Source organism: Micromonospora sp. NPDC049559 (assembly GCF_040676675.1).
GTDB lineage: Bacteria > Actinomycetota > Actinomycetes > Mycobacteriales > Micromonosporaceae > JBFAPK01.
Genome location: NZ_JBFAPK010000001.1, coordinates 539,958 through 564,604 on the forward strand (window position 1 = coordinate 539,958; position 24,647 = coordinate 564,604).

The 24,647-nt window shown below is 71.2% G+C and carries 18 protein-coding genes, 2 tRNA genes and 1 pseudogene; 10 read left to right on the forward strand and 11 right to left on the reverse strand.

Annotated features, from left to right (window positions below; all coding sequences use genetic code 11):
• Positions 1 to 13: 13 nt before the first annotated feature.
• The 6 genes from AB0J86_RS02410 to gyrB form a co-directional block, all read right to left on the reverse strand.
• Positions 14 to 86 (reverse strand) — tRNA-Ala (locus AB0J86_RS02410).
• Between the two features lie 43 nt (positions 87 to 129).
• Entirely contained in the window at positions 130 to 258 is a 129-nt protein-coding gene (locus tag AB0J86_RS02415) for a DLW-39 family protein (protein ID WP_363851192.1), read from the reverse strand.
• A gap of 42 nt (positions 259 to 300) precedes the next feature.
• A tRNA-Ile gene (locus AB0J86_RS02420) sits at positions 301 to 377 on the reverse strand.
• Between the two features lie 248 nt (positions 378 to 625).
• On the reverse strand, positions 626 to 1,513 hold the full coding sequence (locus AB0J86_RS02425) for a DUF3566 domain-containing protein (protein WP_363851195.1): 888 nt from the start codon (positions 1,511 to 1,513) through the stop codon (positions 626 to 628).
• 3 nt (positions 1,514 to 1,516) lie between these two features.
• Complete coding sequence (gene gyrA / locus AB0J86_RS02430; protein ID WP_363851198.1) at positions 1,517 to 4,039, reverse strand: DNA gyrase subunit A; 2,523 nt, start codon at positions 4,037 to 4,039, stop codon at positions 1,517 to 1,519.
• A gap of 130 nt (positions 4,040 to 4,169) precedes the next feature.
• Complete coding sequence (gyrB, locus tag AB0J86_RS02435) at positions 4,170 to 6,113, reverse strand: DNA topoisomerase (ATP-hydrolyzing) subunit B (RefSeq protein ID WP_363851201.1); 1,944 nt, start codon at positions 6,111 to 6,113, stop codon at positions 4,170 to 4,172.
• 609 nt (positions 6,114 to 6,722) lie between these two features.
• Here gyrB and AB0J86_RS02440 point away from each other — a divergent pair.
• Positions 6,723 to 7,277, forward strand: coding sequence for a hypothetical protein (locus tag AB0J86_RS02440; protein ID WP_363851204.1), 555 nt, complete (start codon positions 6,723 to 6,725; stop codon positions 7,275 to 7,277).
• Positions 7,278 to 7,465: 188 nt separating this feature from the next.
• Positions 7,466 to 8,578 (forward strand): annotated as a pseudogene (locus AB0J86_RS02445) (MFS transporter); the annotation flags it as partial.
• 250 nt (positions 8,579 to 8,828) lie between these two features.
• Here AB0J86_RS02445 and AB0J86_RS02450 read toward each other — a convergent pair.
• The 5 genes from AB0J86_RS02450 to dnaA all read right to left on the reverse strand — a co-directional run bounded on the left by AB0J86_RS02450 (position 8,829) and on the right by dnaA (position 15,512).
• On the reverse strand, positions 8,829 to 9,482 hold the full coding sequence (locus AB0J86_RS02450; protein ID WP_363851208.1) for a DciA family protein: 654 nt from the start codon (positions 9,480 to 9,482) through the stop codon (positions 8,829 to 8,831).
• Positions 9,475 to 10,605, reverse strand: a complete 1,131-nt coding sequence (gene recF / locus AB0J86_RS02455) for a DNA replication/repair protein RecF (RefSeq protein WP_363851211.1) — start codon at positions 10,603 to 10,605, stop codon at positions 9,475 to 9,477. The genes AB0J86_RS02450 and recF overlap by 8 nt, the downstream gene beginning before the upstream one ends.
• Before the next feature lie 5 nt (positions 10,606 to 10,610).
• A complete protein-coding gene (gene gnd / locus AB0J86_RS02460; protein ID WP_363851214.1) occupies positions 10,611 to 11,483 on the reverse strand; it encodes a phosphogluconate dehydrogenase (NAD(+)-dependent, decarboxylating) in 873 nt (290 codons plus the stop codon).
• A gap of 31 nt (positions 11,484 to 11,514) precedes the next feature.
• Complete coding sequence (dnaN, locus tag AB0J86_RS02465; protein ID WP_363851217.1) at positions 11,515 to 12,648, reverse strand: DNA polymerase III subunit beta; 1,134 nt, start codon at positions 12,646 to 12,648, stop codon at positions 11,515 to 11,517.
• A gap of 851 nt (positions 12,649 to 13,499) precedes the next feature.
• The gene (dnaA, locus tag AB0J86_RS02470; protein ID WP_363851220.1) at positions 13,500 to 15,512 is read right to left on the reverse strand and encodes a chromosomal replication initiator protein DnaA; all 2,013 of its coding nucleotides are present in this window, start codon (positions 15,510 to 15,512) and stop codon (positions 13,500 to 13,502) included.
• Positions 15,513 to 16,155: 643 nt separating this feature from the next.
• Here dnaA and rpmH point away from each other — a divergent pair.
• From rpmH to AB0J86_RS02510, 8 genes are all read left to right on the forward strand, one after another.
• On the forward strand, positions 16,156 to 16,293 hold the full coding sequence (rpmH, locus tag AB0J86_RS02475) for a 50S ribosomal protein L34 (protein ID WP_363851223.1): 138 nt from the start codon (positions 16,156 to 16,158) through the stop codon (positions 16,291 to 16,293).
• Positions 16,294 to 16,332: 39 nt separating this feature from the next.
• Complete coding sequence (gene rnpA, locus AB0J86_RS02480) at positions 16,333 to 16,800, forward strand: ribonuclease P protein component (protein ID WP_363851226.1); 468 nt, start codon at positions 16,333 to 16,335, stop codon at positions 16,798 to 16,800.
• A gap of 44 nt (positions 16,801 to 16,844) precedes the next feature.
• Positions 16,845 to 17,090: a membrane protein insertion efficiency factor YidD gene (gene yidD, locus AB0J86_RS02485; protein ID WP_363851229.1), complete on the forward strand. Its 246-nt coding sequence runs from the start codon at positions 16,845 to 16,847 to the stop codon at positions 17,088 to 17,090.
• Complete coding sequence (gene yidC / locus AB0J86_RS02490) at positions 17,087 to 18,091, forward strand: membrane protein insertase YidC (RefSeq protein ID WP_363851232.1); 1,005 nt, start codon at positions 17,087 to 17,089, stop codon at positions 18,089 to 18,091. Before yidD ends, yidC begins: the two co-directional genes overlap by 4 nt.
• Positions 18,092 to 18,315: 224 nt before the next feature.
• On the forward strand, positions 18,316 to 18,942 hold the full coding sequence (locus AB0J86_RS02495; RefSeq protein WP_363851235.1) for a R3H domain-containing nucleic acid-binding protein: 627 nt from the start codon (positions 18,316 to 18,318) through the stop codon (positions 18,940 to 18,942).
• Positions 18,943 to 18,949: 7 nt separating this feature from the next.
• The gene (gene rsmG / locus AB0J86_RS02500; RefSeq protein ID WP_363851238.1) at positions 18,950 to 19,846 is read left to right on the forward strand and encodes a 16S rRNA (guanine(527)-N(7))-methyltransferase RsmG; all 897 of its coding nucleotides are present in this window, start codon (positions 18,950 to 18,952) and stop codon (positions 19,844 to 19,846) included.
• A 1,807-nt stretch (positions 19,847 to 21,653) separates the two neighbouring features.
• Positions 21,654 to 22,862, forward strand: coding sequence for a ParA family protein (locus AB0J86_RS02505; RefSeq protein ID WP_363851633.1), 1,209 nt, complete (start codon positions 21,654 to 21,656; stop codon positions 22,860 to 22,862).
• Between the two features lie 27 nt (positions 22,863 to 22,889).
• Positions 22,890 to 23,930: a ParB/RepB/Spo0J family partition protein gene (locus AB0J86_RS02510; protein WP_363851241.1), complete on the forward strand. Its 1,041-nt coding sequence runs from the start codon at positions 22,890 to 22,892 to the stop codon at positions 23,928 to 23,930.
• Positions 23,931 to 24,647: the final 717 nt, after the last annotated feature.

Here is a 24,647-nt window from a genome sequence, read left to right on the forward strand (position 1 = left end):
CAAGGGTCACGGGTGGAGCCGAGGGGACTCGAACCCCTAACCCCTGCCTTGCAAAGGCAGTGCTCTGCCAGTTGAGCTACGGCCCCGCGGCGGCGCGGCCACCGGCGGGTGCGATCGCCTGCGAGGAAATTACCGCAGGTCGGGCGCGGTGGTGGCCTCGTGCCACAGCGCGCGCTCGTCGTTGGCGTCCTTGACCTTCTTCACGACGAGAGCCGCAACGCCGACCACGCCGACGATGATCAGAAGCTTCTTCAACATGAGGAGATCCCTCGCGCTCGGCTGGTGGTGTCCCAGTTGTGATGGTGGGGCTAGATGGAATCGAACCATCGACCTCAGAGTTATCAGCTCTGCGCTCTAACCGACTGAGCTATAGCCCCCCGTGCGCCGAGCAAGGTTACCGTACCTCGTGGGCTTGGCCCAACTCGGGGCGGGCACCTCGCTCCGACCGGCGATTCTCCGGCCGGCGCCGGGTCGGCCGTCGCCACCCGCCACCGGACCGATCCCGACCTGGCGGCCGGCCTCGCCGCGCAGACGCTACCGCGCGGCGCCACCGGTCCGCCACCGCAATAGAACGACGCCGGGGTGCCGCAGTGGCACCCCGGCGTCGTCAGCGCCTGTAGGAAGCTCAGTCGCGCTCGGCCAGCGTCAGCTCGATCCCGCCGACCAGGTCGGCGCAGACGTTGTAGACGAACGCGCCCAGGGTCGCGAGCGCGGTGAAGAGGACGACGTTCACCAGCCCGACGAGGACCGAGGTGAGGATGACTCCCTTGGCCGTGATCCGCAGGTCGCCGGAGGTCTGCCCGCTCGCGCTGACCAGGTCGGTCAGGCTGCTGTTCACGCTGTCGAAGACGCCCATCGCGTCCAGCGCGAGGTACAGCACGGCGGTGGCGACGACCACGACGATGAAGAGCACCAGCGAGACCGCGAACGAGAACTTCATGACGGACCAGGGGTCGATCCGCTTGACGTTCAGCCGGGCCCGGCGCGGTCCGCGGGAGGCGGCGGAACCGACGGTGTTGCGGGCCGCGCGTACGGCCTCGGTGACCCGGGCCGCGCCCACCACGGCGCTGCCGCCCGCGAGCGAGCCGACCACGTTGCCGCCCCCGGTCGGCCGGGCCGCACCGCTCTGCGGCCGGCTGAAGGGCGACTTGGGCTGTGTGGCCGTGGCCGAGGTGGACGAGGACTTGCCGGCGTCCCCCGAGGCGGAGGACGAGGAGGTCGTGGCCGATGTGGCCGCGCCCGCCGGCTGCGTACCCTTCGCGCTCTGGGTGCCCTTCGCGGCGTCCCCGGTCGGGGCCTCCACCTCGCCGGTGGCCTGCTGGTCGCTCGGCTTCTCCGGCGGCGGGGGCATCCCCGGTGCCCGGGTGAACTTGGGCGACGGCGCGTCGGCGGGGACGGTCGCCCGGCCGACGACGGCCCGGCCAGTCGCCGCTGCGCCGCTACCGGCCGCCTCCTCGTCGGCCGGATTGGTCGAGGCTCCCGCGCTCCCCGACTTCGCCTGTGTCTCCGTCATCAACTAGTCCTGTTCGTCAGGCTCGTCGGCATTGCGAGCAATGGCCACGATGGTCACGCCGTCTGGAAGGTCCATCAGCTTGACCCCCATTGTGTTCCGGTCACGTGTACGGCGTACAGGCTTCACCGGAGTCCGAATCACGCCGCCGTTACTGGTGATCGCGAACAGCTCGTCGTCCGGGCTGATCACGACCGCTCCGACCAGCCCGCCCCGACGTTCGGTGATCTTTGCAGTCAGTACACCTTTACCTCCCCGGCCCTGGACCGGGTATTCCTCGATCGGGGTACGTTTTGCGTAGCCCCCGTTCGTTGCCACCAGCACGTCCATGCCCTCCCGGACCACCTCCATGGCCAGCAGGACGTCGTCCTCGCTGAAGCGCATCCCGATGACGCCGGAGGTTGCCCGGCCCATCGGCCGCAACGCCTCGTCCGTGGCGTTGAAGCGAATCGCCTGTGCGTTCTTCGAGACCAGTAGTAGATCATCCTCCGGTCCCGCGAGTGCGGCGCCGACCAACTCGTCCTCGTCGCGGAGGTTGATCGCGATGATGCCGCCGGATCGGTTGGAGTCGAACTCTTCCAGTCGCGTCTTCTTGACCAGCCCGTTCTTCGTCGCCAACACCAGGTACGGCGCGACCTGGTAGTTCGGGATCTCGATGACCTGGGCAATCTGCTCGTCCGGCTGGAAGGCGAGCAGGTTGGCCACGTGCTGACCCCTGGCCACCCTACTGGCTTCCGGCAACTCGTACGCCTTGGCCCGGTACACCCTGCCCTTGTTCGTGAAGAAGAGCATCCAGTCGTGCGTCGAGCAGACGAAGAAGTGGCTGACGATGTCGTCCTGGCGCAGCGTGGCGCCGCTGACGCCCTTGCCGCCCCGGCGCTGCGACCGGTACAGGTCGACCTTGGTGCGCTTGGCGTACCCGGTCCGGGTGATGGTGACCACGACGTCCTCGCGGGCGATCAGGTCCTCCATCGAGACCTCGCCGTCGAACGGCAGGATCTGGGTACGCCGGTCGTCGCCCCACTTGGCGACGATCTCGCCGAGCTCCTCGGAGATGATCTTCCGCTGCCGCTCCGGCTTCGCCAGGATGTCCTGCAGGTCGGCGATCTCAATTTCGATCTTGGCGAGCTCGTCGATGATCTTCTGGCGCTCCAGGGCGGCCAGCCGGCGCAGCTGCATGTCGAGGATCGCGGTCGCCTGGATCTCGTCGACCTCGAGCAGCTGCATCAGGCCCTGGCGGGAGTCCTCGACGGTCGGCGAGCGCCGGATCAGGGCGATCACCTCGTCGAGCATGTCCAGCGCCTTGACCAGACCACGCAGGATGTGCGCCCGCTCCTCGGCCTTGCGCAGCCGGTACGCGGTCCGCCGCCGGATCACGTCGATCTGGTGTTCGACGTAGTAGCGGATGAACTGGGCCAGGTTCAGCGTGCGCGGCACCCCGTCGACCAGCGCCAGCATGTTGGCGCCGAAGGTCTCCTGGAGCTGCGTGTGCTTGTAGAGGTTGTTGAGGACGACCTTGGCGACCGCGTCCCGCTTCAGCACCAGCACGATCCGCATACCGGTACGCCCGGAGGACTCGTCCCGGATGTCGGCGATTCCGGCGAGCTTCCCCTCCTTGATCAGCTCGGCGATGCGCTCGGCCAGGTTGTCGGGGTTCACCTGGTACGGCAGCTCGGTGACGACCAGGGAGGTACGGCCCCGCTTGTCCTCCTCGACGTCGACCACGGCGCGCATCCGGATCGAACCGCGGCCGGTGCGGTACGCGTCCTGGATGGCCGCGGTCCCCACGATCAGGCCGTGGGTGGGGAAGTCCGGGCCCTTGACGATCTCGATCAGCGCGTCGAGGGTGGTGGGCTCGTCCGCGTCCGGGTGCTCCAGGCACCACTGCACGGCCGCGGCGATCTCCCGCAGGTTGTGCGGCGGGATCTTGGTCGCCATGCCGACCGCGATGCCCTCGGAGCCGTTGACCAGCAGGTTGGGGATGCGCGACGGCAGGATCGTCGGCTCCTTGGCCCGGCCGTCGTAGTTGTCCTGGAAGTCGACGGTGTCCTCGTCGATGTCCCGGAGCATCTCCATCGAGAGCGGGTCGAGCTTGCACTCGGTGTACCGCATGGCCGCCGCCGGGTCGTTGCCGGGCGAGCCGAAGTTGCCGTTGCCGTCGACCAGCGGGTAGCGCAGCGACCAGGTCTGCGCCATCCGGACCAGCGCGTCGTAGATCGCGGAGTCGCCGTGCGGGTGGAACTGACCCATCACGTCGCCGACGACCCGCGAGCACTTCACGTAGCCGCGGTCCGGCCGGTAGCCGGAGTCGAACATGGCGTAGAGGATCTTCCGGTGTACGGGCTTGAGCCCGTCCCGTACGTCCGGCAGCGCCCGGCCGACGATCACGCTCATCGCGTAGTCGAGGTACGACCGCTGCATCTCCACCTCGAGCCCCACCGGCTCGATCCGGTCGTGCGAGATGACCGCACCGCCGGCGGGGGCGGGCGCCTCCGGCTCGCTGTCGAAGGACTCGGGAGTATCCGTCACTGGCAACCCTTATCAGACTAAAAGCCGCATCTCACTGTGGATAACGGCTGTGGAAACCGTTCAAGCTGTGGATAACCATGTGGAACCGCGGACCGACGCGGCACGGGCCGCCCGGTCCGCGGTACCCAACTCAGATGTCCAGGAACCGTACGTCCTTCGCGTTGCGCTGGATGAAGGAGCGCCGCGCCTCCACGTCCTCCCCCATCAGGACGCTGAACAACTCGTCGGCGGTTGCCGCGTCGTCGAGGGTGACCTGGCGCAGGGTCCGCGTCGCCGGGTTCATCGTGGTCTCCCACAGCTCCGGGTAGTTCATCTCGCCCAGACCCTTGAACCGCTGGATGTCGTCCGGCTTGGCGTTGGGCTTCTTCTGCTGGCGCAGCGCGATCAGGCCGTCGCGCTCCCGGTCGGAGTACGCGTACTGCGCGTCGTCGCCCTTGCGGTTCCACTTGATCTTGTATAGCGGCGGGGCCGCGAGGTAGACGTGGCCCAGCTCGACCAGCGGCCGCATGAACCGGAACAGCAGGGTGAGCAGGAGCGTCTGGATGTGCTGGCCGTCGACGTCGGCGTCGGCCATCAGGACGATCTTGTGGTACCGCAGCTTCTCGATGTCGAAGTCGTCGTGGATGCCCGTACCGAGCGCGGTGATCAGCGCCTGGACCTCGTTGTTCTTGAGCACCCGGTCGATCCGGGCCTTCTCCACGTTCAGGATCTTGCCGCGGATCGGCAGGATCGCCTGGGTACGCGGGTCACGCCCCTGCTTCGCCGAGCCGCCGGCCGAGTCGCCCTCGACGATGAACAGCTCGGACTCGCGCGGGTCGGTCGACTGGCAGTCGGCCAGCTTGCCCGGCATCGACCCCGACTCCAGCAGCGACTTGCGGCGCGCCAGCTTGCGGGCCTGGGCCGCGGCGATCCGGGCCCGGGCCGCCTGCGACGCCTTGGTGATGATGGTCTTGGCCTCGGCCGGGTTGCGGTCCAGCCAGTCGACCAACCACTCGTTGCAGACCCGCTGGACGAAGCTCTTCACCGGCGTGTTGCCGAGCTTGGTCTTGGTCTGCCCCTCGAACTGCGGGTTCGCCAGCTTGACCGAGATGATCGCGGCGAGCCCCTCCCGGATGTCCTCGCCGGAGAGCTTCTCGTCGCCCTTGAGCAGCTTCTTGTCCGCGCCGTACCGGTTGACCACGCTGGTCAGCGCCGCCCGGAAGCCCTCCTCGTGGGTACCGCCCTCGTGCGTGTTGATCGTGTTGGCGAAGGTGTAGACCGACTCGCCGTACGACTCGTTCCACTGCATGGCGATCTCGACCGCCATCCCCTCCTCCTCGGCGCCGAACTCGACCACCGTGCGGTGGATCGGGTTCTTCGAGGCGTTGAGGTGCCGGACGAAGTCGGCGATGCCGCCCTTGTAGCAGAAGGTCACCTCGCGCGGCTTGCCCTCCTCGTCCTGGACCCGCTCGTCCCGGAGCTGGATGGTGAGGCCGCGGTTCAGGAACGCCATCTCCTGGAGCCGGCGGTAGATCGTCTCGAAGGAGAACTCGACGGTCTCGAAGATCGTCGGGTCCGGCCAGAAGGAGACCGCCGAGCCGGTGGCGTTGGTCGGCTCACCCTTCTCCAGCGGCGACGGCTTGGAGTTGTGGTACTGCTGCCGCCAGAAGAAACCGGACTTCTGGATCTCCACGGCCATCCGTACCGAGAGCGCGTTCACCACCGAGACGCCCACGCCGTGCAGGCCGCCGGAGACGGCGTACGCCTTCCCGTCGAACTTGCCGCCCGCGTGCAGCACGGTCAGCGCCACCTCGACACCCGGCTTCTTCAGCTTCGGGTGCAGGTCGACGGGGAAGCCACGGCCGTTGTCCGTGACCCGCACGCCGCCGTCGGCGAGCAGGACGACCTCGATCGTGTCGCAGTAGCCGGCGAGCGCCTCGTCCACCGCGTTGTCCACGACCTCCCAGACCAGGTGGTGCAGACCACGCTCACCGGTCGACCCGATGTACATACCCGGCCGCTTCCGCACGGCCTCCAGGCCCTCGAGAACGGTCAGTGATTCGGCGGTGTAGTCCTGCTTCTTCTCCGCTGCCACCTTGGCCACTTTCTCGCGCCCGCCCGAGCGCCGGGGCGCGGGGGGCGCGGGTTCGGCGGGCAGGTGCGACGAGGGCGCGCGGACCGGCACCACGATCAACTTCCGGGGTACGGGCCGAGGCACCGCTCGCCGCGGGTGCCCGCGGATCGCGATCGGCTCGGACACGATGGCGGAGGAGGTGACGCGGGCCGGCAGGGCCCGTGTCGTTCGCTCCGCTCCGTATCCGCGTCTCCCACCGATCCTACTGTGCGCGGACGACAGAACGGGTACTCGGCACCCCCTGTGGGGCACCTGAGACCTCCATAGCCGGCCGAACGGCGCCGTCCGCGACCCCCTACACGCGCCGACGCTCCGGCACCCCGATCCGGTCCCGACCGCCCGGATGTCCGCCCGGCCGGCCGAGCGTCCCCCGGCGGCCCCGGAGCCCCGGGCACACCGGGCCCGCCGGCGGTCGCCCAGGCCCGGTGTCATCTGCCCGCTCGGGGGTCGCGCGAACCGTCCGCCGTGTCGTAACTTTGCGTCGCCGTCTATGGTCCCCAATGGCCCGCCGAGTGCGGTTTGGGCGTCCGGGACGACCGGTTCGTAACGTGCTCAGGAAGGTGACGGCCGATGGGGCTGGACAACGTCGCGGTGCACTGGCCGCGGACCGGCCGCTTCTACGACCCGGTGGCGCCGGCCGAGTTCGTCGACTTCGGCAAGCTCGCCGACGACCCCGAGGTCGCGGCGCCGACGGCGGCGCTGGCCGGACACGTGGCCAAGACCGGCACCGTACGCGCCACCGCCTACACCGAGCTGGTGGACCTGCTGCTCGGCCTCGAAGGTGTGCTGTACGCCACAGAGGCCGCGGCCGAGGACGAGGACCCGGTGATCGACCCGGACGGCTGCGCCTGGATCGCCGGCGGGCTGGAGCGCTTCGTCGAGGCGCACGAGCAGCACGGCGAGACGGTGACCTTCGACACGGTCGGCGCCGTACTCCGGGCCGCCCTCGCCGACGGGCGCCTCGCCGAGCAGCAGCTGCGCTGGCTGGAGAGCCGGCTCGACGCGTTGCGCGACGAATCGGGCGCCGCCCCGCAGTGGAGCTTTCCCCGCTCCGAACTGGCCGTGCTGGCCGGCTTCTACCGGCGCTGCGCCAACCGCGGGTTCGCCGTCTACGCCGACTCCTGATCGCCTGGCCGGCACCGCCGCCCGCCGGCGGGACCCGGCCGGCCCGGTCGTGACTCTGCTCACCCGGAGCCGACAAATCGGGCCGAAGCCGTCACCCTTGGTGACGGCGCCGCCGAGGGTCGGCAGGCGCGTCGGGACGTCGTGAGCGGGCACCGCCGCCGTCCGGAGGGAAGGTCGGCCTCACCCCCATGCGCTCCACGTTCGCCGCGCTGCGCTTCCGCAACTACCGCATCTTCGCCGGCGCCGGTTTCGTATCGGTCATCGGCACCTGGATGCAGGTCCTGGGCATCAACTGGTACGTCCTGCAACAGACCGGCTCGGCCACCAAGATGGGCCTCGCCGTCCTGCTCCAGACCATCCCGGCGCTGCTGCTGAGCGGTTGGGGCGGCGCGCTGGCCGACCGGCTGCCCGCCCGGCCGCTGCTGGTCGGTACCCAGGTCGTCAGCGCGGTCCTCGCGGCGGCGCTCGCCGTCGTCGCCTGGTCCGGCACGGGCGGGCTGCCGGCGATCTACGCGATCTCGCTGCTCGGCGGCGCCGTGGTGGCGATCGAGGGCCCGGTCATGGGGCGCTGGGGCTCGACCCTGGTGGACCGGAAGACCCTCGGCAACGCGCTCGCGCTCGGCTCGCTGACCAACTCCGCCGGCCGGATCCTCGGCATGAGCGTCGGCGCCGTCCTGGTCGCCGCGGCCGGCCCCGGCCCGCTCTTCGCGATCAACGCGGTCAGCTTCGGCGCCGTGGTGGTCGCGCTGCTCGCCGTACGCCCGGGGGAGCTGCACACCGAGCAGCTGACGCCGACGGGCGGCGACGAGCGCGGCGGCGTCCGGGCCGGCCTCGCGTACCTGCGCCGCCAGCCGGTGGTGCTCACCGCGCTGCTGCTCTCGTTCGTGCTCGGCAGCCTCGGCCGGAACTACCAGGTGACCATGGCGGCGATGAGCGACGGGCCGCTGCACGCGGGCGCCTCCGGCTACGGCTCCTTCTCCACCGTCTTCGCCGTCGGCACGGTCGTCGGTGCGCTCGTGGCGGCCCGGCTACGCGAGTTGAGCTACGGGATGCTGGTCGGTGCCGGCCTGCTCGCCAGCCTGTTGCAGATCTGCGCCGGCCTCGCTCCAGGGGCCCTGAGCTTCGCCGCGCTGGTCCTGCCGATCGCGGCGGCCGCGGTACTGATCGACACCGCCGTCGGCACCCGGGCCCAGCTCGACACGGCCGGCGCGATGCGCGGTCGGGTGCTGGCCGCGCTCGCGGTGACCGGCTCGGTCTCCGGCGCGGTCGGCGCGCCGCTGCTGGGCTGGCTGGCCGAACACGCCGGGCCACGGCAGACGCTGGTCCTGGCCGGTACGGCGGCGGCGCTCGCGTCGGCGACCGCCGGAGTGGCGCTCGGCGCGCTGCGCGGCCGGCAGCGGCCGGGCGAGGAGCGGTCCCCGCTGTCGAGCGCGCCGCGCGCCGGCCGGCGGTCGCTCGCCGCCGTGGTACGTGACGGTGGCCGGCCGCTGGCCGCCGCGTTGCGCGAGCCGGTCGGGCGGGGCGCCGCCCGGCTCCGACCCCGCGCGACGGTCAGCCGTACGTGTCCCGGGGGCCACGGCCCGCTACCCGTCTCGGCCCACGGGACCAGGACGGCGCGGTCGGACCATGGATGTGCAGCTTGCGCACCACGTTATGGCCGACGACAGCACCGATCCGCTGTAGCAGCGACCCGGCCAGCAACCGAAGCTGGGTCGCCCAGGCGGTAGATTCCGCCTCCACCGTCAGCTCGCCGTTCTCCAGCTTCACCGGCCGGCTGTGCTTGGCCACCTCCGGGCCGACCACCCGCTCCCAGGCGGCGAAGACGGTCGCCTCGGCCGCCGGCTGCTGCCAGCCGCGGGCCTTCACCAGCCGGGCGAGCACGGTACCGAGCAGCTGCGGATCGCGCGGGTCGGGCCCCGGACCGGAGTAGCCCCGGGGTCGCCGCCGCGGCTGGCCACCGCGGCCCGCCGACCCGGTCGCGCCCGGCTCGCCCGTCTCGTCGAGATCCGCTCCGGCGGTACGCCGCCGAGGCCGGGCCCGTTCGCGCCGGGCCTTGGCCGCGTCGAGCACCGCCCGGGCCAGCTCCGGCCCGCTGCGGTCCCCGTGGTCGGCGGCGGAGTCCCCGGCGGCGGCTGCGGCGCCGGTCCGGGCCGTGGGCGCGGGATCGGCCGGCGGCGTGCCGGCGGGGCGGGGATCGTCAGGCACGGCGCACCTCACCGGGAGAGACCTGGAAGCGGACGCCGCGCAGCGCCGCCGGAACGTCCTCGTCGACCGCGCAGGTCACCAGGAGCTGACTCGCCCCGCCGACCAGCTCGGCCAGCCGCTCGCGCCGACCGGTGTCCAGCTCCGCGAAGACGTCGTCGAGGGCCAGCACCGGCTCGATGCCGTCCGAGCGCAGCAGGTCGTACGCGGCCAGGCGCAGCGCCAGCGCGTACGACCAGGACTCGCCGTGACTGGCGTACCCCTTGGCCGGCAGCGGGCCCAGCGTCAGCACGAGGTCGTCGCGGTGCGGCCCGACCAGGGTCACGCCCCGCTCCACCTCGTTGCGCCGCGACTCGGCCAGCGCGGCGGCCAGCGCCGCCTCCAGGGCGGCCCGGTCCGGCACCGGGTCGGAGAGCTCCACCGACGGGCGGTAGGCGAGCCCGGCGGCGCCCCGGCCGGCCGCCACCGCGTCGTACGCCTTCGCGACGTGCGGCGCCAGCGCGGCCACGAGTTCGAGCCGCCCGGCCAGCAGCTCGGCGCCGTGCCGGACGAGATGCGCGTCCCAGACGTCGAGGGTGGAGAGGTCCCCGCCCCGGGACCCGCCCGTCTTGCGGGCCAGGTACGCGGTGCGCAGCAGGGCGTTGCGCTGCTTGATCACCCGTTCGTAGTCGGCCCGTACCCCCGCGTAGCGGGGCAGCCGGGCCACCAGCAGCTCGTCCAGGTAACGTCGGCGCTCGGCCGGGTCACCGCGGACCAGCTCCAGATCCTCCGGCGCGAAGAGGACCAGCCGCAGCGCGCCGAGCACCTCCCGGGCCCGTCGCACCGGCGAGCGGTTCAGCCGGGCCCGGTTGGCCTTGCCGGGCACCAGTTCCAGCTCGACCAGCAGTTCCCGCCCGTCGTGCGCGACCGCACAGCGGATCACGGCGGCGCCCGCGCCGGCCCGTACCAGCGGGGCGTCGACCGCGACCCGGTGACTGCCGAGGGTCGCCACGTATCCGAGCGCCTCGACCAGGTTGGTCTTGCCCACGCCGTTCGGACCGACGAAGACGTTCGCGCCGGGTTCGAGGTCCAGCCCGACCCGCTCGTACGAGCGGAAGTCGACCAGTTCGAGCCGGCGGACGTGCACGCCGGTTAGTTCTTGTGGGTCGGGTGTCCGCCGAACTGGTTGCGCAGCGCGGCCACCGCCTTGATCGCCGGCGAGTCGTCCTGCCGGGAGGCGAAGCGGGCGAAGAGGGAGGCGGCGATGACGTTCATCGGTACGGCGAGGCGGATCGCCTCCTCGACCGTCCACCGGCCCTCGCCGGTGTCGTCGGCGTAACCGCGCAGCTTCGCCAGCTCGGGATCCTCGTCCAGGGCCCGGTCGAGCAGGTCGAGCAGCCAGGAGCGCACGACGCTGCCGTCGCGCCACGACTTGAACACCCCGGGCACGTTGGTGACGAGCTCGGACTTCGTCATCAGCTCGTAGCCCTCGGCGTAGGCGTGCATCAGCCCGTACTCGATGCCGTTGTGGACCATCTTCGAGTAGTGGCCGGCGCCGACCGGGCCGGCGTGGACGAAGCCGAACTCGCCCGCCGGCTTGAGCGCGTCGAAGATCGGCATCAGCCGCTCGACGTGCTCCTGCGCGCCGCCGACCATCAGGGCGTAGCCCTCCGTCCGGCCCCAGATGCCGCCGGAGACGCCGACGTCGAGGTAGCCGATGCCCCGCTCGTTGAGCCGCTCGGCGCGGGGGAGGTCGTCGTTGTAGCGCGAGTTCCCGCCGTCGATCACGATGTCGCCCGGGGAGAGCACCTCGGCCAGCTCGTTGACCGTGGACTCGGTGAACGCGACCGGCACCATCACCCAGACGGCGCGCGGCGCGGCGAGCTTGTCGACCATCTCGGCCAGGCTCGCGGCGTCACTCACCTCCGGGTTCCGGTCGAAGCCGACCACCTCGTGCCCGGCGGCCCGGAGCCGCTCGCGCATGTTGCCACCCATCCGGCCGAGACCTACGAGGCCGAGCTGCATTACTTTCCTCCAGTGCTCCGGGCCAGCGCGGTCAGCGAGTGACCCGGATCGGCATGATCAAATAGCGGTAGCCGGGAATGACTTCGCCGTCCTCGCCGGCCGGGGAGATCACGGCCGGCTTGAAGGCGTCCACGAACGAGAGCACCGCGGTGGCGGCGCCCAGGTTCTGGAGCCCGTCGATCAGGTACTGCGGGTTGAAGCCGATGGTCAGCGGCTCACCCGTGAAGGTCGCGTCCATCGCCTCGCTCGCCCGGGCCTCCTCGGTGCCGCCCGCCTCGACCACCAGGCCGTCGGAGCTGAAGCTCAGCAGCACCGGCGTGGTGCGCTCGGCGACCAGGGCGACGCGCTTCACGACCTCGACCAGTGCGGCCACCGGCACCCGGGCCTCGGCGTTGTGGGTCGCCGGGAAGAGCGAGCGGACCGGCGGGTAGTTGGCGCCGTCCAGCAGGCGGCTCGTGGTCCGCCGGGTACCACCGGCGAAGCCGATCATCCCCTCGCCGGCGCCGCCGTGCGCCAGGGCGAGGGTCACCTCGCCGCCGAGCGGGCCGAGCGTCTTCGCGGTGTCGTGCAGGGTGCGCGCCGGCACCAGGGCGTTGATGCTCGCCTCGGGGTCGTCCGGGTTCCACTGGAGTTCGCGCAGGGCCAGCCGGTAGCGGTCGGTGGCCAGCATCGCCATCGTCGAGCCGTTCAGCTCGATCCGTACGCCGGTCATCATCGGCAGGGTCTCGTCCCGGCCGGCGGCCACGGCGACCTGCGCGACGGCCGCGGCGAACGCCGCGGCGTCGACCGTGCCGGCGCTGGCCGGCATCTCGGGCAGGGTCGGGTAGTCCTCGACCGGCATCGTGGGGAGGGTGAACCGCGCGCTGCCGCAGACCAGTTCGAGGTGGGCGCCGACCGCGGCGATGTCGACCGGCTTGGCCGGCAGCGCCTTGGTGATCTCGGCGAGCAGCCGGCCGGAGACCAGCGCCGCGCCGTCGGCGTCGCCCTGCACCTCGACCGTCACCTGGCTGGAGACCTCGTAGTCGAAGCCGGAGACGTGCAGGTTCCCGTCGGTCACCCGGAGCATCACCCCGGCGAGCACCGGCACCGATGGCCGGCTGGGCAGACTCTTCGCGGTCCACGCCACAGCGTCAGCGAGCGCGTCACGCTCTACCCGAAACTTCATGCCCCTGCCTCCGCGTCGACGTCGACGACAACTGTCTCATGCCGGCGGCTGTGAGCCGGCCCGGCCGACCGTGCGGCTCCCCATCGCACCTTAGGGCGCGTGCTCCTCGGCTGTGTGCCCGACCCCGGTGCTTCGAGGTTTGCCCGGAGCGCTGGCGAGGAATCCACAGAATGCCCAACGGTGATGATTGGTTTTTGTTCTCTTGAAGAGATAACTCATCGTCTTCATCGGTGCTGTGCAAACTGTGGAGAGCCAGAGTTTCGCCAGGTCAGAAGGTTATCCACCGCTGAGTTGGGTGTGGAGATCCGGGGTGGAAACCCGGTCCGTCATCCACAGCGGGCCGCCGCCGACGGGTTGTCCACGGTTGTCCACCGGTCATCCACCGGTTTTCCCCGGGGTTTCTCCCCAGTGCTGTGGAGGAGCGTTCGGGTATCGACGGGCGCCGTCCCCAGAACCTTCAACACGATACCCACAGCGGGCCGCCACCGGTGGACGACGCGGTGACCGTCCGTGTTCTTCCACAACGGTTTCCCCAGAGGTTGTCCACAGCTTGTGGGCAACCTCGTCGACGACCACTACCTGTTGTCCACCATCGGTGGATAACTTCCTGTGTACAACCGAAGGTCGGCGGTGACGCAGGACACGCCGGTACCCGTCGACGTGTGCGAGCGGCGCCCGTGGCGTGTTGGCGGCGACGTATTGGCGGCGGACGCCGCTGGGCACGGGCGAGCGGGAGGGGGGCGCCGCCGGACAGGGGCGAGTACCGGCGGTGGCCGGTCGCGGGTGCCCGCGGGCTCAGGCCGGCCCGGGGAGTCGTACGGGGTCGCGCGGGGTCCAGGCCTCGGGGCGGCTCAGGAGGTCTGCTTGATCCGGTTGGTCAGCTCGGCGATCTGGTTGTAGAGCGACCGCCGCTCCGCCATCTGCTGACGGATCTTCCGGTCCGCGTGCATCACGGTGGTGTGGTCCCGGCCACCGAAGGCCTGCCCGATCCGCGGCAGCGAGAGTTCGGTGAGCTCCCGGCACAGGTACATCGCCACCTGACGGGCGTTGACCAGGACCCGCGAGCGGGACTGCCCGCGCAGGTCCTCCAGGCTCACCCCGAAGTAGTCCGCCGTCGAGACCATGATCTGGTCCGCGGTGATCTCCGGACCCGAACCGTCGGGAATGAAGTCGCGCAGGACCTCCTCGGCCAGCGACAGCTCGACGGGCGAGCGGGTCAGCGAGGCGAAGGCGGTGACCCGGATCAGCGCCCCCTCGAGTTCCCGGATGCTGTTCGAGATCCGCGAGGCGATGAACTCCAGTACGTCCGGCGGCGCGAAGAGCCGCTCCTGCGCGGCCTTCTTCTGCAGGATCGCGATCCTGGTCTCCAGGTCGGGCGGCTGGATGTCGGCCAGCAGCCCCCACTCGAACCGGGTACGGAGCCGGTCCTCCAGCGTCGCCAACTGCTTCGGCGAGCGGTCGGACGTGATCACGATCTGCTTGTTGGCGTTGTGCAGGGTGTTGAAGGTGTGGAAGAACTCCTCCTGGGTCCGCTCGCGGTTCTCCAGGAACTGGATGTCGTCGATCAGGAGGATGTCGACGTCGCGGTAGCGGCGCTGGAAGGCGCTGGTCTTGTCGTCCCGCAGCGAGTTGATGAAGTCGTTCGTGAACTCCTCGGTCGAGACGTACCGGACCGAGCGGGCGTTGCCCAGCGTCTGGGCGTAGTGGCCGATCGCGTGCAGCAGGTGCGTCTTGCCCAGCCCGGAGCTGCCGTAGATGAACAGCGGGTTGTACGCCTTGGCGGGCGACTCCGCGACGGCGACCGCCGCGGCGTGCGCGAAGCGGTTGGACGAGCCGATGACGAAGGTCTCGAACATGTACTTCGGGTTGAGCCGGTTGCCCCCGGAATCCGGGGTGCCGCCCACCCGCCGGTCGTCGCGCAGCCCGGGGCGCAGGTCGACGGGGCCGCCCCGGCCGGGGCCGCTGTCGGTACCGCTCAGGCCGGGCAGGGAGGGGCGACTCGGTTCGTCGCGCCGGCCGCCGTCGCCGGGATAGTGGTGCTCCAACTGGCGGTGCTCGGGCCGTACCGGTGGCGGTCCGTGCGGGTCGACGCCGCGCTCGACCGGCGTCCGCCGCTCCTGGTACGGCGCCGGCGCGTGGCGGGTCTCCGGGTACTGCTCGGCGTAGGGCTCGGGGTACGACGCGGAGAAGAGCGTCTCCTGCCCGTCCCGGCTGCTCGGGATCATGCCGGGCCGCAGCACGAGTTCCGGTGCCGCGAACTGCTGGGCGGACCCGGTCGGCGCCGCTCCGGTTCCGGCGGACGCGCCGCCGTCCCGGTCGTCCCGCTCCGCGTGGTCCTGCCCGCCCGGCTGGTCCGGCCGCGCCTCGCCGCTGCGGGGGGTGCCGGCGTGCGGCGCGGTGGGGGCGGGATGCGACGGGGCGCCGCCGGACTGGGGAAGCTCGCGGGTGTAGTCGCCGGTCGGGCGCGGTACCGGCGGCGGGTCGATCGGCAGGGCGCGCTGCTCGACCAGGGGCGGGGCGCCCTCGGCGTAACCGTCGAGCACCGGGTACGCCCCGGAGGCGGCGCTGCCGTAGATGGTTCCGGTGGGGCGGCCGGTGGCGTCGTCCGGCGGGCGGACCGTCACCGCGACCTGGATGGAACGGCCGAACCGGCGGGAGAGCGCGTCGGTGATCGCCGGACGGAGCCGGGACTCGATCACGTCACGGGTGAACGCGTCCGGTACGGAGAGCAGCGCGGTGTCCTCGACGATGGCCCGCAGCCGGGTCAGCCGGAGGTAGGCGCGCTGTTGTGCCGAGACGATTTCGTCGGCCAGTTCGTCGGTCGTCGCGGCCCATACCGCGGCGAGGTCGATCGTCTCGGCCACCGTCACGCCACCCCCATCGCCTCTGCGTCCCCGGCGTCGCCGGACTTCCAGCCGGCCGTCGGGCCCGCCACCGCGCTCCAACCGGCGGGTATCCGCCCGTTCAGACGACGAGCCGAACCGCCGTCCACAAGTTATCCACAGCCTGTGTGTCGACCGATCGCGGGCTGCCCGCTGGACGTTTGTCGGACCCGCCCCGGCCGTTTCGGCTTTGCAGCGGGTTCACCGTGCCGAACGATTGACTGCCAGGTCTGGTCTTGTTTGTCCGGTCTTCTGCGGCAGCGACAGCAAAGACCCCCCTCACGCGAACCGCAATCGGGCACGCTAACAGCGTTGTCCACACCCCTTCAACCGTCGCCGCCGCCGGGGGCTGCTCGACATCGGGGAAAACAACCGCTTCGGTACTCGGCGTCCGGTACGTTCCGGCCGTGGGTCGGCCCGGATGTTTGACGCCTTCCGCCCCCCTGCGTAGGCTCGACCAGTTGTTTTCGGGCTCTCTGATAGGCTGTCGAGTGCTCGCTGTCCGCGGTCGCTCGCACGTGTCCGACGGACAGCGCCGAACGTGGCCGCCGATCGAGGTGGCCAACGCCAGACCACCACACCCCCGGCGCCCTCGGCTGGGGCGTACGAAGACGGAGAGCCTGACGTGAGCAAGCGCACCTACCAGCCGAACAACCGCCGGCGCGCGAAGACCCACGGTTTCCGGCTGCGCATGCGCACCCGGGCCGGCCGCGCCATCATCGCGAACCGGCGTTCCAAGGGTCGTGACCGCCTGTCGGCCTGACCGCCGGCACGGGGGCTCGATCAAGGGATGTAGGTAGTCGTGCTGGCCGCCGCGCAGCGACTGCGGCGCAGCAGCGAGTTCGCGGCGGCGATCCGGCACGGACGACGCGCGGGCCGCGGTGCCGTGGTCGTACATCTCGACCTTCCGGGCCCCACCGGTGCCGCCGGCGCGACACCGGACGCCTCGACACCCGACGCCGTGGCCCTCGACGGCCCGGCAACGCCCGAGCCGGCGCGATCCGTCGGGACGGAGCAGGTCTCCGTTCCGGCCCGCGCCGGCTTTGTGGTGTCCCGGGCCGTCGGCAACGCCGTCGCCCGCAATTCCGTCCGCCGCCGGCTGCGACACCTGGTCCGCGAGCGACTGGCCGGCCTACCCGCCGGCACCACGCTCGTGGTACGCGCGCTACCCGGCGCCGCGGATCTCTCGTACGCCCGCCTCGGGGCCGACCTCGACGCGGCGATCGCCGCCGCGCGGACGCCCCGCCGCTCCGGCCGGCGGGCCCCGTGACCGGCGGACCCACCGTGACGCGGCCCGCGACACTCGGTGCCCGAGTGCTGGCAGGACCCATCATCGCGTACCGTCGTTGGATAAGCCCGGCACTGCCGGCCCGCTGTCGGTTCTACCCGTCGTGCAGCGCGTACGCCCTGGAGGCGGTCGCCCGGCACGGTGCTCTCCGGGGAGCCGGTCTCGCGGTCTGGCGGCTGCTGCGCTGCCACCCCTTCCACCCCGGCGGATACGACCCGGTACCCGAGCCGGGCGGCCGCCGCCGTGACGACGTGACTGGAGTCCCGAATTGAGTCTCGACTGGATCTACTGGGCGATCTCGTGGATCCTGCTGTTCTGGCACTCGGCGTGGGACACGATCGGGGTGTCGGTCAACGCCGTCCTGGGCACCAACTGGGCGTGGATCCTCTCGATCATCTTCCTGGTGGTCACCGTACGGGTGATCCTCTTCCCGGTCTTCGTCAAGCAGATCAAGTCGCAGCGTGCGATGCAGGCGCTGCAGCCCAAGGTCAAGGAACTGCAGGAGAAGCACAAGGGTGACCGGGAGACGCTCCAGAAAGAGATGATGGAGCTGTACCGGGCGGAGAAGGCCAACCCGCTGATGGGCTGCCTTCCGATGTTCCTGCAGATCCCGGTCTTCCTCGGCCTCTTCCACGTGCTGAAGCGGCTCAACCCGGGCAACGGACAGAAGACCCTGTACGGCTGGACGGTCGACCAGTTCGACAACGCGGCCAGCGCGAAGCTCTTCAACGCGCCGATCTCGGGTCGGTTCGGCTCCACCGCCGACGAGCTGGCCCGGCTGGGCGCCAGCGGCAGCACCGTCAAGGTCGTCGCCGGCATCCTGGTTTGCATCATGATCGCCACCACGTTCCTGACCAGCAAGCAGATGATCCGCCGTACCGGCCGGGCGGAGGACCCGCAGCAGCGGATGATCCAGAACCTGATGCTCTACGGCATCCCGGTCTCGCTGCTGGTCTCGGGCTCGATCTTCCCGATCGGTGTGATCATCTACTGGGTCACGAACAACCTGTTCACGCTCGGCCAGCAGCAGTGGGTGCTGCGCAAGTACCCGCCGCCGCCCACCGCCACCAAGGGCGCGAAGCCGGGTGCCCCGAGCGCACCGCGCAAGGCCGCCCAGCCGGCGAAGACCACCGGACTCTTCGGCCGCTCGAAGCCGACGAACGGGGCGCAGCCGCCGGCCAAGCCGGCGGTGGACACCCGGGCGCTCGCGCCGAAGCCGGGTGCCAAGCCGATCAACCCCAAGAAGGGACGCCCGGCCAAGCGGCAGGGCTGACCCGTGCGCTGCCGGCGGCGATCCTGCCGCCGGCAGCGGGTGGGAGTTCGGAGTTCCGTGCAGCCGCCAGCGCGCTCGGCGCCGGATCCGGATTCCGCCGCGCAGCGCCGCGGTCACGGGCGAGACTGCCCGAAGAGACGTGCCTGTGGAGTACGGCGATCTCCCGCCGACCACGGGAACCAGCGGACCGTACGGTCCGGCCGAGCGAGTACGGAGATGAGACCGTGACCGACACCAGCATTCCGCGCGCCGAGCAGCCGCTCGACGAAGAGGTCGACCCGATCGTGGTCGCGGCGCAGGACGACGCCGTCGCTGTGGACGAGGACCTGGACGACGAGGAAGAGGCCGACGAGGAGCCCGTCGAGGAGAAGGCGACGAGCGGCAGCACGGACAGCGAACTCTTCCGCCAGAGCGAGATCGCCGCTGACTACGTGGAAGGTCTCCTGGACATCCTCGACTACGACGGCGACATCGACGAGCTGGTCTCGGGCGGCCGGCCGGTCGTCGAGGTGGTCGGCGGCCGGCTGCAGGCACTGGTCGGCCAGCGCGGCGCCACCCTGGAGGCGCTCCAGGAACTGGCCCGGCTCGCGGTGTTTCGCCAGACCGGTTCCCCGAGCCGGCTGCTGCTCGACGTCGGCGGCTACCGGGCGACCCGCCGCAAGGAACTCGCGGCCGTGGCCAAGAACGCCGTCGAGAAGGTCAAGGAGTACGGCGAGCCGGTCCGCCTCGAACCGATGTCGGCGTTCGAGCGCAAGTGCGTGCACGACGTGGTCAACGCGATCGCCGGGGTTGAGAGCGAGTCCGAGGGCGTCGAGCCCAACCGGCGCATCGTCGTACGGCCGGTCGACTGACCGCCCTATGACGCACGACCCCTCCGCGGCGCGAGCCGCGTCCGGCCCGGGTGGCGAGCTGCCGCCCGGGCCGTCCTCCATCCCCGCCCTCGACGCCGACACCAGCACCGACGCCGGTGCCGGTGCTCCGGGCCCGGGGAGCGCAGGCGACGCCCCCCTGCCGACCGAACTCTCCGGCGCGGCGCGACGGCTCTTCGGTACGCGGCTCGACCTCGCCGCGGCGTACGCCGGGCTGCTCGCCACCGACGGAGTCGTTCGCGGCCTCGTCGGGCCCCGCGAGGCACCCCGGATTTGGGACCGGCACCTGCTCAACTGCGCCGCGGTCGCCGAGCTGATCCCCGACGGGGCGACGGTACTGGATGTCGGCTCCGGAGCCGGACTGCCCGGTCTCGTGCTCGCGATAGCCCGCCCCGACCTCTCGGTCGTCCTGGTCGAGCCGCTCGCCCGGCGTACCGCGTTCCTGGACGAGGCGGTCACGAGGCTCGGGCTGCGGCGGTCGGTGACGGTCGTCCGCGCCCGCGCCGAGGAGTACCTGGCCGGCGATCCGCACGCCCGCCCGCTGGGCGATGTCGTCACGGCCCGAGCGGTCGCGCCGCTGGACCGGTTGGCCGGCTGGTGCCTACCGTTGGCCAGGGTCGGCGGGCGGCTGCTCGCGCTCAAGGGCGCCTCGGCGGAGGATGAGATCACGGAGCACCGCGATGCCGTGGAGCGCCTCGGCGGCGGTGAGCCGGTGGTACGGCGCTGCGGGATCGAGGTGATCGACCCTCCGACGACGGTGGTGGAGGTGGTCCGGGAACGGGCGGTACCGCCACCCGGAGGGAAGGCTGCTCGCCGCTCCGCGCGGCCGGCCCGGGACGACGGTGCCACCGAGGCCCGGCGGAAGGGTTCGCGCCGCCGACGGTGAGGGCCGTCCTGCACAGTGACGGTCGCCCTGCAGTGGCATCTTCCTGTGGCGACGGCCGTCCTTGCGGTGACGGAGACGCTCGGGCGGCGAGCGGCGGCGGCCGCCGCTCGCCGCCTTCGGCGCACGGCCGGGCCCGACAACGACTCTTCGGTACGCGACACGGGCAGCCTTTCGCCCGACGGCGGTACCGGGATGGTCGGTCGCTGTTCGACAGGATTGGTCGACAGGATTGGCTTCGCGGGTTCGGTTCGGCCGGCAGGGCTCGGGACGCGGCGCTTCACCGGCCTGGCTTGGCCTGGCTGGGTTGGCCGGTGGGGTTGCGACGTGGCGGTTCACCGGCCTGGTTGGGCCGGCCTGGTTGGGCCGGGCCGAGGATCGCTGCGGATCTGCGGGTGGCTGGATCCCTCGCCAACGTATGGGGGGGTCGGGCAGCGTGGCGGGCCGGCCGCGACGCCTCGACTGAGCTGCCCGGGATGGGTCGCATTCGACGAGCGGCCCCGACCAGATCGGCGGGCCTGCACCACAACTGTGCCCTGTCCCGGCTCCTTATCCCGCGCCTTCTCTCCCGCGCTTCTCCTGCCTTGACTTGATCCTCCGGGGCCTTCTCCCCGGCGCTTCCCTCTCGGGCATGCGTCCGACGTTGAGCATGGCGAGGCCACGCGGCCCTTTCGCCGCGAGGGGGCGGTGTGGCTGTCCCGCCGCGAGGCCGCGACGAGAGTTGCGTTTGGACGGTCATGGTCGGGTCCGCGCTCGCGTCGCGGCCCGGCAACGGTGGCCCGGCAGGCCCGCGTTCCGGTGACCGGGCACGCGTGCTTCCGGTGGTCCGTCACACGCGCTCCGGTGACCGGCCATGCGTGCTTCGGGTGGCCCGGGGCTACGCCGCCGGTCGCCGCCTCCGGCGGGTGTCTTGATGTCGTTCCGCCGGAGGGCGGCCGGAGGGCGGCCTTGACGCGCGGTCCGGCGTCCTGGTCGACGAGTTGAGGGGCCCGACTCGACCCGGCAGAACCTGTTCGGGCCGTGCGACTTGGAGCCGGGGTCGCGCCCGGAGACCCTCGCGGGGGCGGCTCGGCGGACCGGGAGCTTGACGGACCCGAGGAGTCGATGCGCCCAGAACCCGTGCGTACGAGGTACACGGATGGCCGCCAGGGTGACGGTGTACGGGTCTTCGAATGGGGCCCCTAACGCGCCTGTCTAGGCGCGGCGTGGTCCACGCCGGACGCCTCCCGGAACGAGATCGCATGGCCGTGCTGCCGGATCGCCGCAGCACGGCCCGCCGGGATCGCTGTAGCGGGAGCGGCGGCCCGCGCGGTGGGGCCGGCGAGCCGCCTGGCATCGTCCGCTTGCCGGGCCGCGCGGTGGGGGGCCGGCGAGCCGCCTGGCATTCTCCGCTCGCTGGCCGGAGACGGCTGCTGTATCGGTTACCCGATCTCGTTTCGACGCCACGGACCGATCCCGCCGCCTTCCGAAGCCCAAGATCTGATCGCGACGCGTCCTCCGACCACATGACCCGGACGGAACTTTTTTAGCTCGTCCTTGTACCGGATTCCTCGACTTTGTCCCGCTCGTTGAGGCTGATGTGACGGCTCGGGCAGCGGACAGCCGTGGCCTCTCGCGCCCAACGGCCGTAGGCTGGCGCGCGTCGATAGTGTGGACCGGGCAGCGGCAGACCCTCTTTAGTCGCCGCCCCTCGTCGGGCCGCACGTTCCGCCGGACGCCGGGTTGTGAGCGTCCGCGGTGGCGACCGACCCCATCCGAAGCGGGCAGGGATGACGTGGTGCATGACAACGGCAGGTATGACGAGCCAGCGATGACGGACTCCGGCGGCTACTACTCCGGTGGCGCCGCCGTTTCACGTGAAACTGAGTACGAGGGGTGGGCCCCCGGCAGTCGCCTTCGCGGTGCTGATGCCGATGGCGCAGACGAGCACTCGGGCGCCGCGCCGGCCGTACCGCAACCGCGAGAGGTGCCAGAAACCGCATCCGTCGTACCGCCACATGTGCCAGTCGCTCCCGGTGTCCCGAATCGGGCAGCGGTGCCGGACGCCGTGGCGCACGACGTCAGCCCACCCGTCGGGGGCCCCTTCGAAACCGTGATCGAGCCGGACGCGTACGTTTCACGTGAAACCGCGTCGCGGGTAGACGACGACCCACCACTGGCTATGGAGGCAATGCGCGCCGTGCAAATCCTGAATCCGAGTGGCGAGGTGACCATGCCTCGGCCGGCCCGGCCACGGGTCATGTGCGTTGCCAATCAGAAGGGCGGCGTTGGTAAGACCACCACCACGGTCAACCTCGCCGTGGCCCTGGCCCTGCACGGAAACAGCGTGCTCGTGGTCGACCTCGACCCGCAGGGCAACGCCTCCACCGGGCTCAACGTGCCACACCACGCTGGCGTACCGGACGTCTACGACTGCTTGATCGACAACGTCCCGCTGGCGGAGGTGGCGCAGGCGGTCGAGGGCATCCCGAACCTGTGGTGCGTCCCGGCGACGATCGACCTCGCCGGCGCCGAGATCGAACTCGTCTCGGTGGTGGCGCGTGAGTCGCGGCTGGCCCGCGCGATCGCCGGCCACCCGACCCGATTCGACTACGTCTTCATCGACTGTCCGCCCTCGCTGGGGTTGCTGACGGTCAACGCGCTCGTGGCCGCCCAAGAAGTGCTGATCCCCATCCAGTGCGAGTACTACGCGCTGGAGGGGCTCAACCAGCTGATCAACAACATCAACCTGGTCCGACAGCACCTCAACCCGGCGCTGGAGGTCTCCACGATCCTGCTCACCATGTACGACCGCCGGACCCGGCTCGCCGACGCGGTGGAGCAGGACGTCCGGAACCACTTCGGCGACAAGGTCCTCCAGGCGGTCATCCCGCGTAACGTACGGGTCTCCGAGGCTCCGAGCTACGGCCAGTCGGTGATGACCTACGATCCCGGTTCGCGGGGCGCCACCAGTTACTTCGAGGCGGCGCAGGAAATCGCGGAGCGTGGCGTCAAGGAACCGGTCGCCCGTAATGCGTAGGCCGGTCTCGTCGGTGAGAGGAGTGGCATGAAGAACCGTCCGCGGGGCGGGCTTGGCCGCGGCCTGGGGGCACTCATCCCCACCGGGCCGGCGGCGGGGGTGGCGACGGCGGAGAGCCCGGCCGATGAGGTAGAGCCGGGCGGTACTGCCCAGACCGCCGAGGCCGATGCCGGGCTGGTCCAGCACGCGGCGCCCGAGGCGCCGGCGGCGACGGACTTGCGACGCGAGCCCGACCTCGCTCCGGTGCCAGGCGCACGGTTCGCGGAGATTCCGGTCGAGGCGATCGTGCCCAACCCGAAGCAGCCACGGCAGGTCTTCGACGAGGACGCCTTGGAGGAGCTCAAGGTCTCGATCCAGGAGGTCGGCTTCCTGCAGCCGATCGTCGTACGCCAGCTCGACGAGAACAGCTACGAACTCGTCATGGGTGAGCGCCGGTGGCGAGCGGCGCAGGCGGTCGGCCGGGAGTCGATCCCGGCGATTGTCCGGGACACCCGGGACGACGCCATGCTGCGCGACGCGCTCCTGGAGAACATCCACCGGGCGAACCTGAATCCGCTCGAAGAGGCAGCGGCGTACCAGCAACTGCTGGAGGAGTTCGGCGCCACCCACGAGGAACTGGCCCGGCGGATCGGTCGGAGTCGTCCGCAGATCTCCAACACCATCCGGCTGCTGAACCTCCCGCCGCGAGTGCAGCAGCGGGTCGCGGCCGGAGTGCTCTCCGCCGGGCATGCCCGCGCGCTGCTCGGGCTGGACGAGGCCGAGGCCCAGGAGGAACTCGCGAGTCGGATCGTGAAGGAGGGGCTCAGCGTACGGGCGACCGAGGAACTGGTCACGCTGCTGGTCTCCGAGGGTCCCACGACCAAGGCCGCGCCGGCGAAGCGCCGGGCGAAGCCGCACGCACCGGCTCTGGCGGATCTCGCCGACCGGCTCTCGGACCGTTTCGACACGAGGGTCAAGGTCGACATCGGCCGAAACAAGGGCAAGATCACGATCGAGTTCGGCTCCGTCGACGACTTGGAGCGGATCGTCGGCATCATCGGCATGGACGGTCAGGAGACCGCCGACTAGCGCCGAGTCAACCCACCGATGGCCGAGTACGCCGTACTCGGCCATCGGCTTTTCGGGGGCCTTCTCTGGCGGCCCGTTTCACGTGAAACGGGGTAGGGCGACGCCGCGAGTCTCGGCCGGCTCGGCGACCGGCACGGGGCGAGTCCACGGCGTGACCGACCGCTCTTCGCCGCGCTCGGCCGCGGCGCTTCGACGCCCTCTGCCGGCTCGATCGCAGGAGGCTGCCCGCGACCGTGCTTAGGCAGACGCGCGGTGCCTCCGTGAGCGGTGGAGCGCCGGCCGGTCGAGCGATCCTTCGCCGGGGAGCCCCCGCAAGCCCCGCGAGGGCCGAGCATCGTCGAATCACCCGACGTAGGCGCCGCGTGATCACAACCCCGTACCGCAGCGGATGCGTCGGGTCCTTCCGGGCACCGGTTGCGCGAGCGTCGACGGAACCGGCCGATCCCATCCGGCCGAACCACGATGACGCCCGGGGTTGCCGGAACGACGAGAGCGCTGCGACGACGCCGTATCCGGCCGTACCGAACCGCCGGCCGGCCTGACCCGATCTCATGGTGGGTCGGCCCACGCGCTGTACGGTCGGCCGTGATCCTCCAAGGCCAGGGCGGGCCGCCACCCGATGCGCGGTGTCCAGATGCCCGGGTCGGTGCTTCGGCCCCGGTCTCACCCACCTCCCCGGCGGCCTGGCACGCACGCCGCCGCGCGCCGTTACCCCCG

Coding starts and splice junctions, on each gene's coding strand:
- AB0J86_RS02415 (WP_363851192.1), bottom strand. CDS start 258: ATGTTGAAGAAGCTTCTGATCATCGTCGGCGTGGTCGGCGTTGCGGCT.
- AB0J86_RS02425 (WP_363851195.1), bottom strand. CDS start 1,513: ATGACGGAGACACAGGCGAAGTCGGGGAGCGCGGGAGCCTCGACCAAT.
- AB0J86_RS02440 (WP_363851204.1), top strand. CDS start 6,723: ATGGGGCTGGACAACGTCGCGGTGCACTGGCCGCGGACCGGCCGCTTC.
- gnd (WP_363851214.1), bottom strand. CDS start 11,483: ATGCAGCTCGGCCTCGTAGGTCTCGGCCGGATGGGTGGCAACATGCGC.
- dnaN (WP_363851217.1), bottom strand. CDS start 12,648: ATGAAGTTTCGGGTAGAGCGTGACGCGCTCGCTGACGCTGTGGCGTGG.
- rsmG (WP_363851238.1), top strand. CDS start 18,950: ATGACGCACGACCCCTCCGCGGCGCGAGCCGCGTCCGGCCCGGGTGGC.
- AB0J86_RS02505 (WP_363851633.1), top strand. CDS start 21,654: ATGACGGACTCCGGCGGCTACTACTCCGGTGGCGCCGCCGTTTCACGT.
- AB0J86_RS02510 (WP_363851241.1), top strand. CDS start 22,890: ATGAAGAACCGTCCGCGGGGCGGGCTTGGCCGCGGCCTGGGGGCACTC.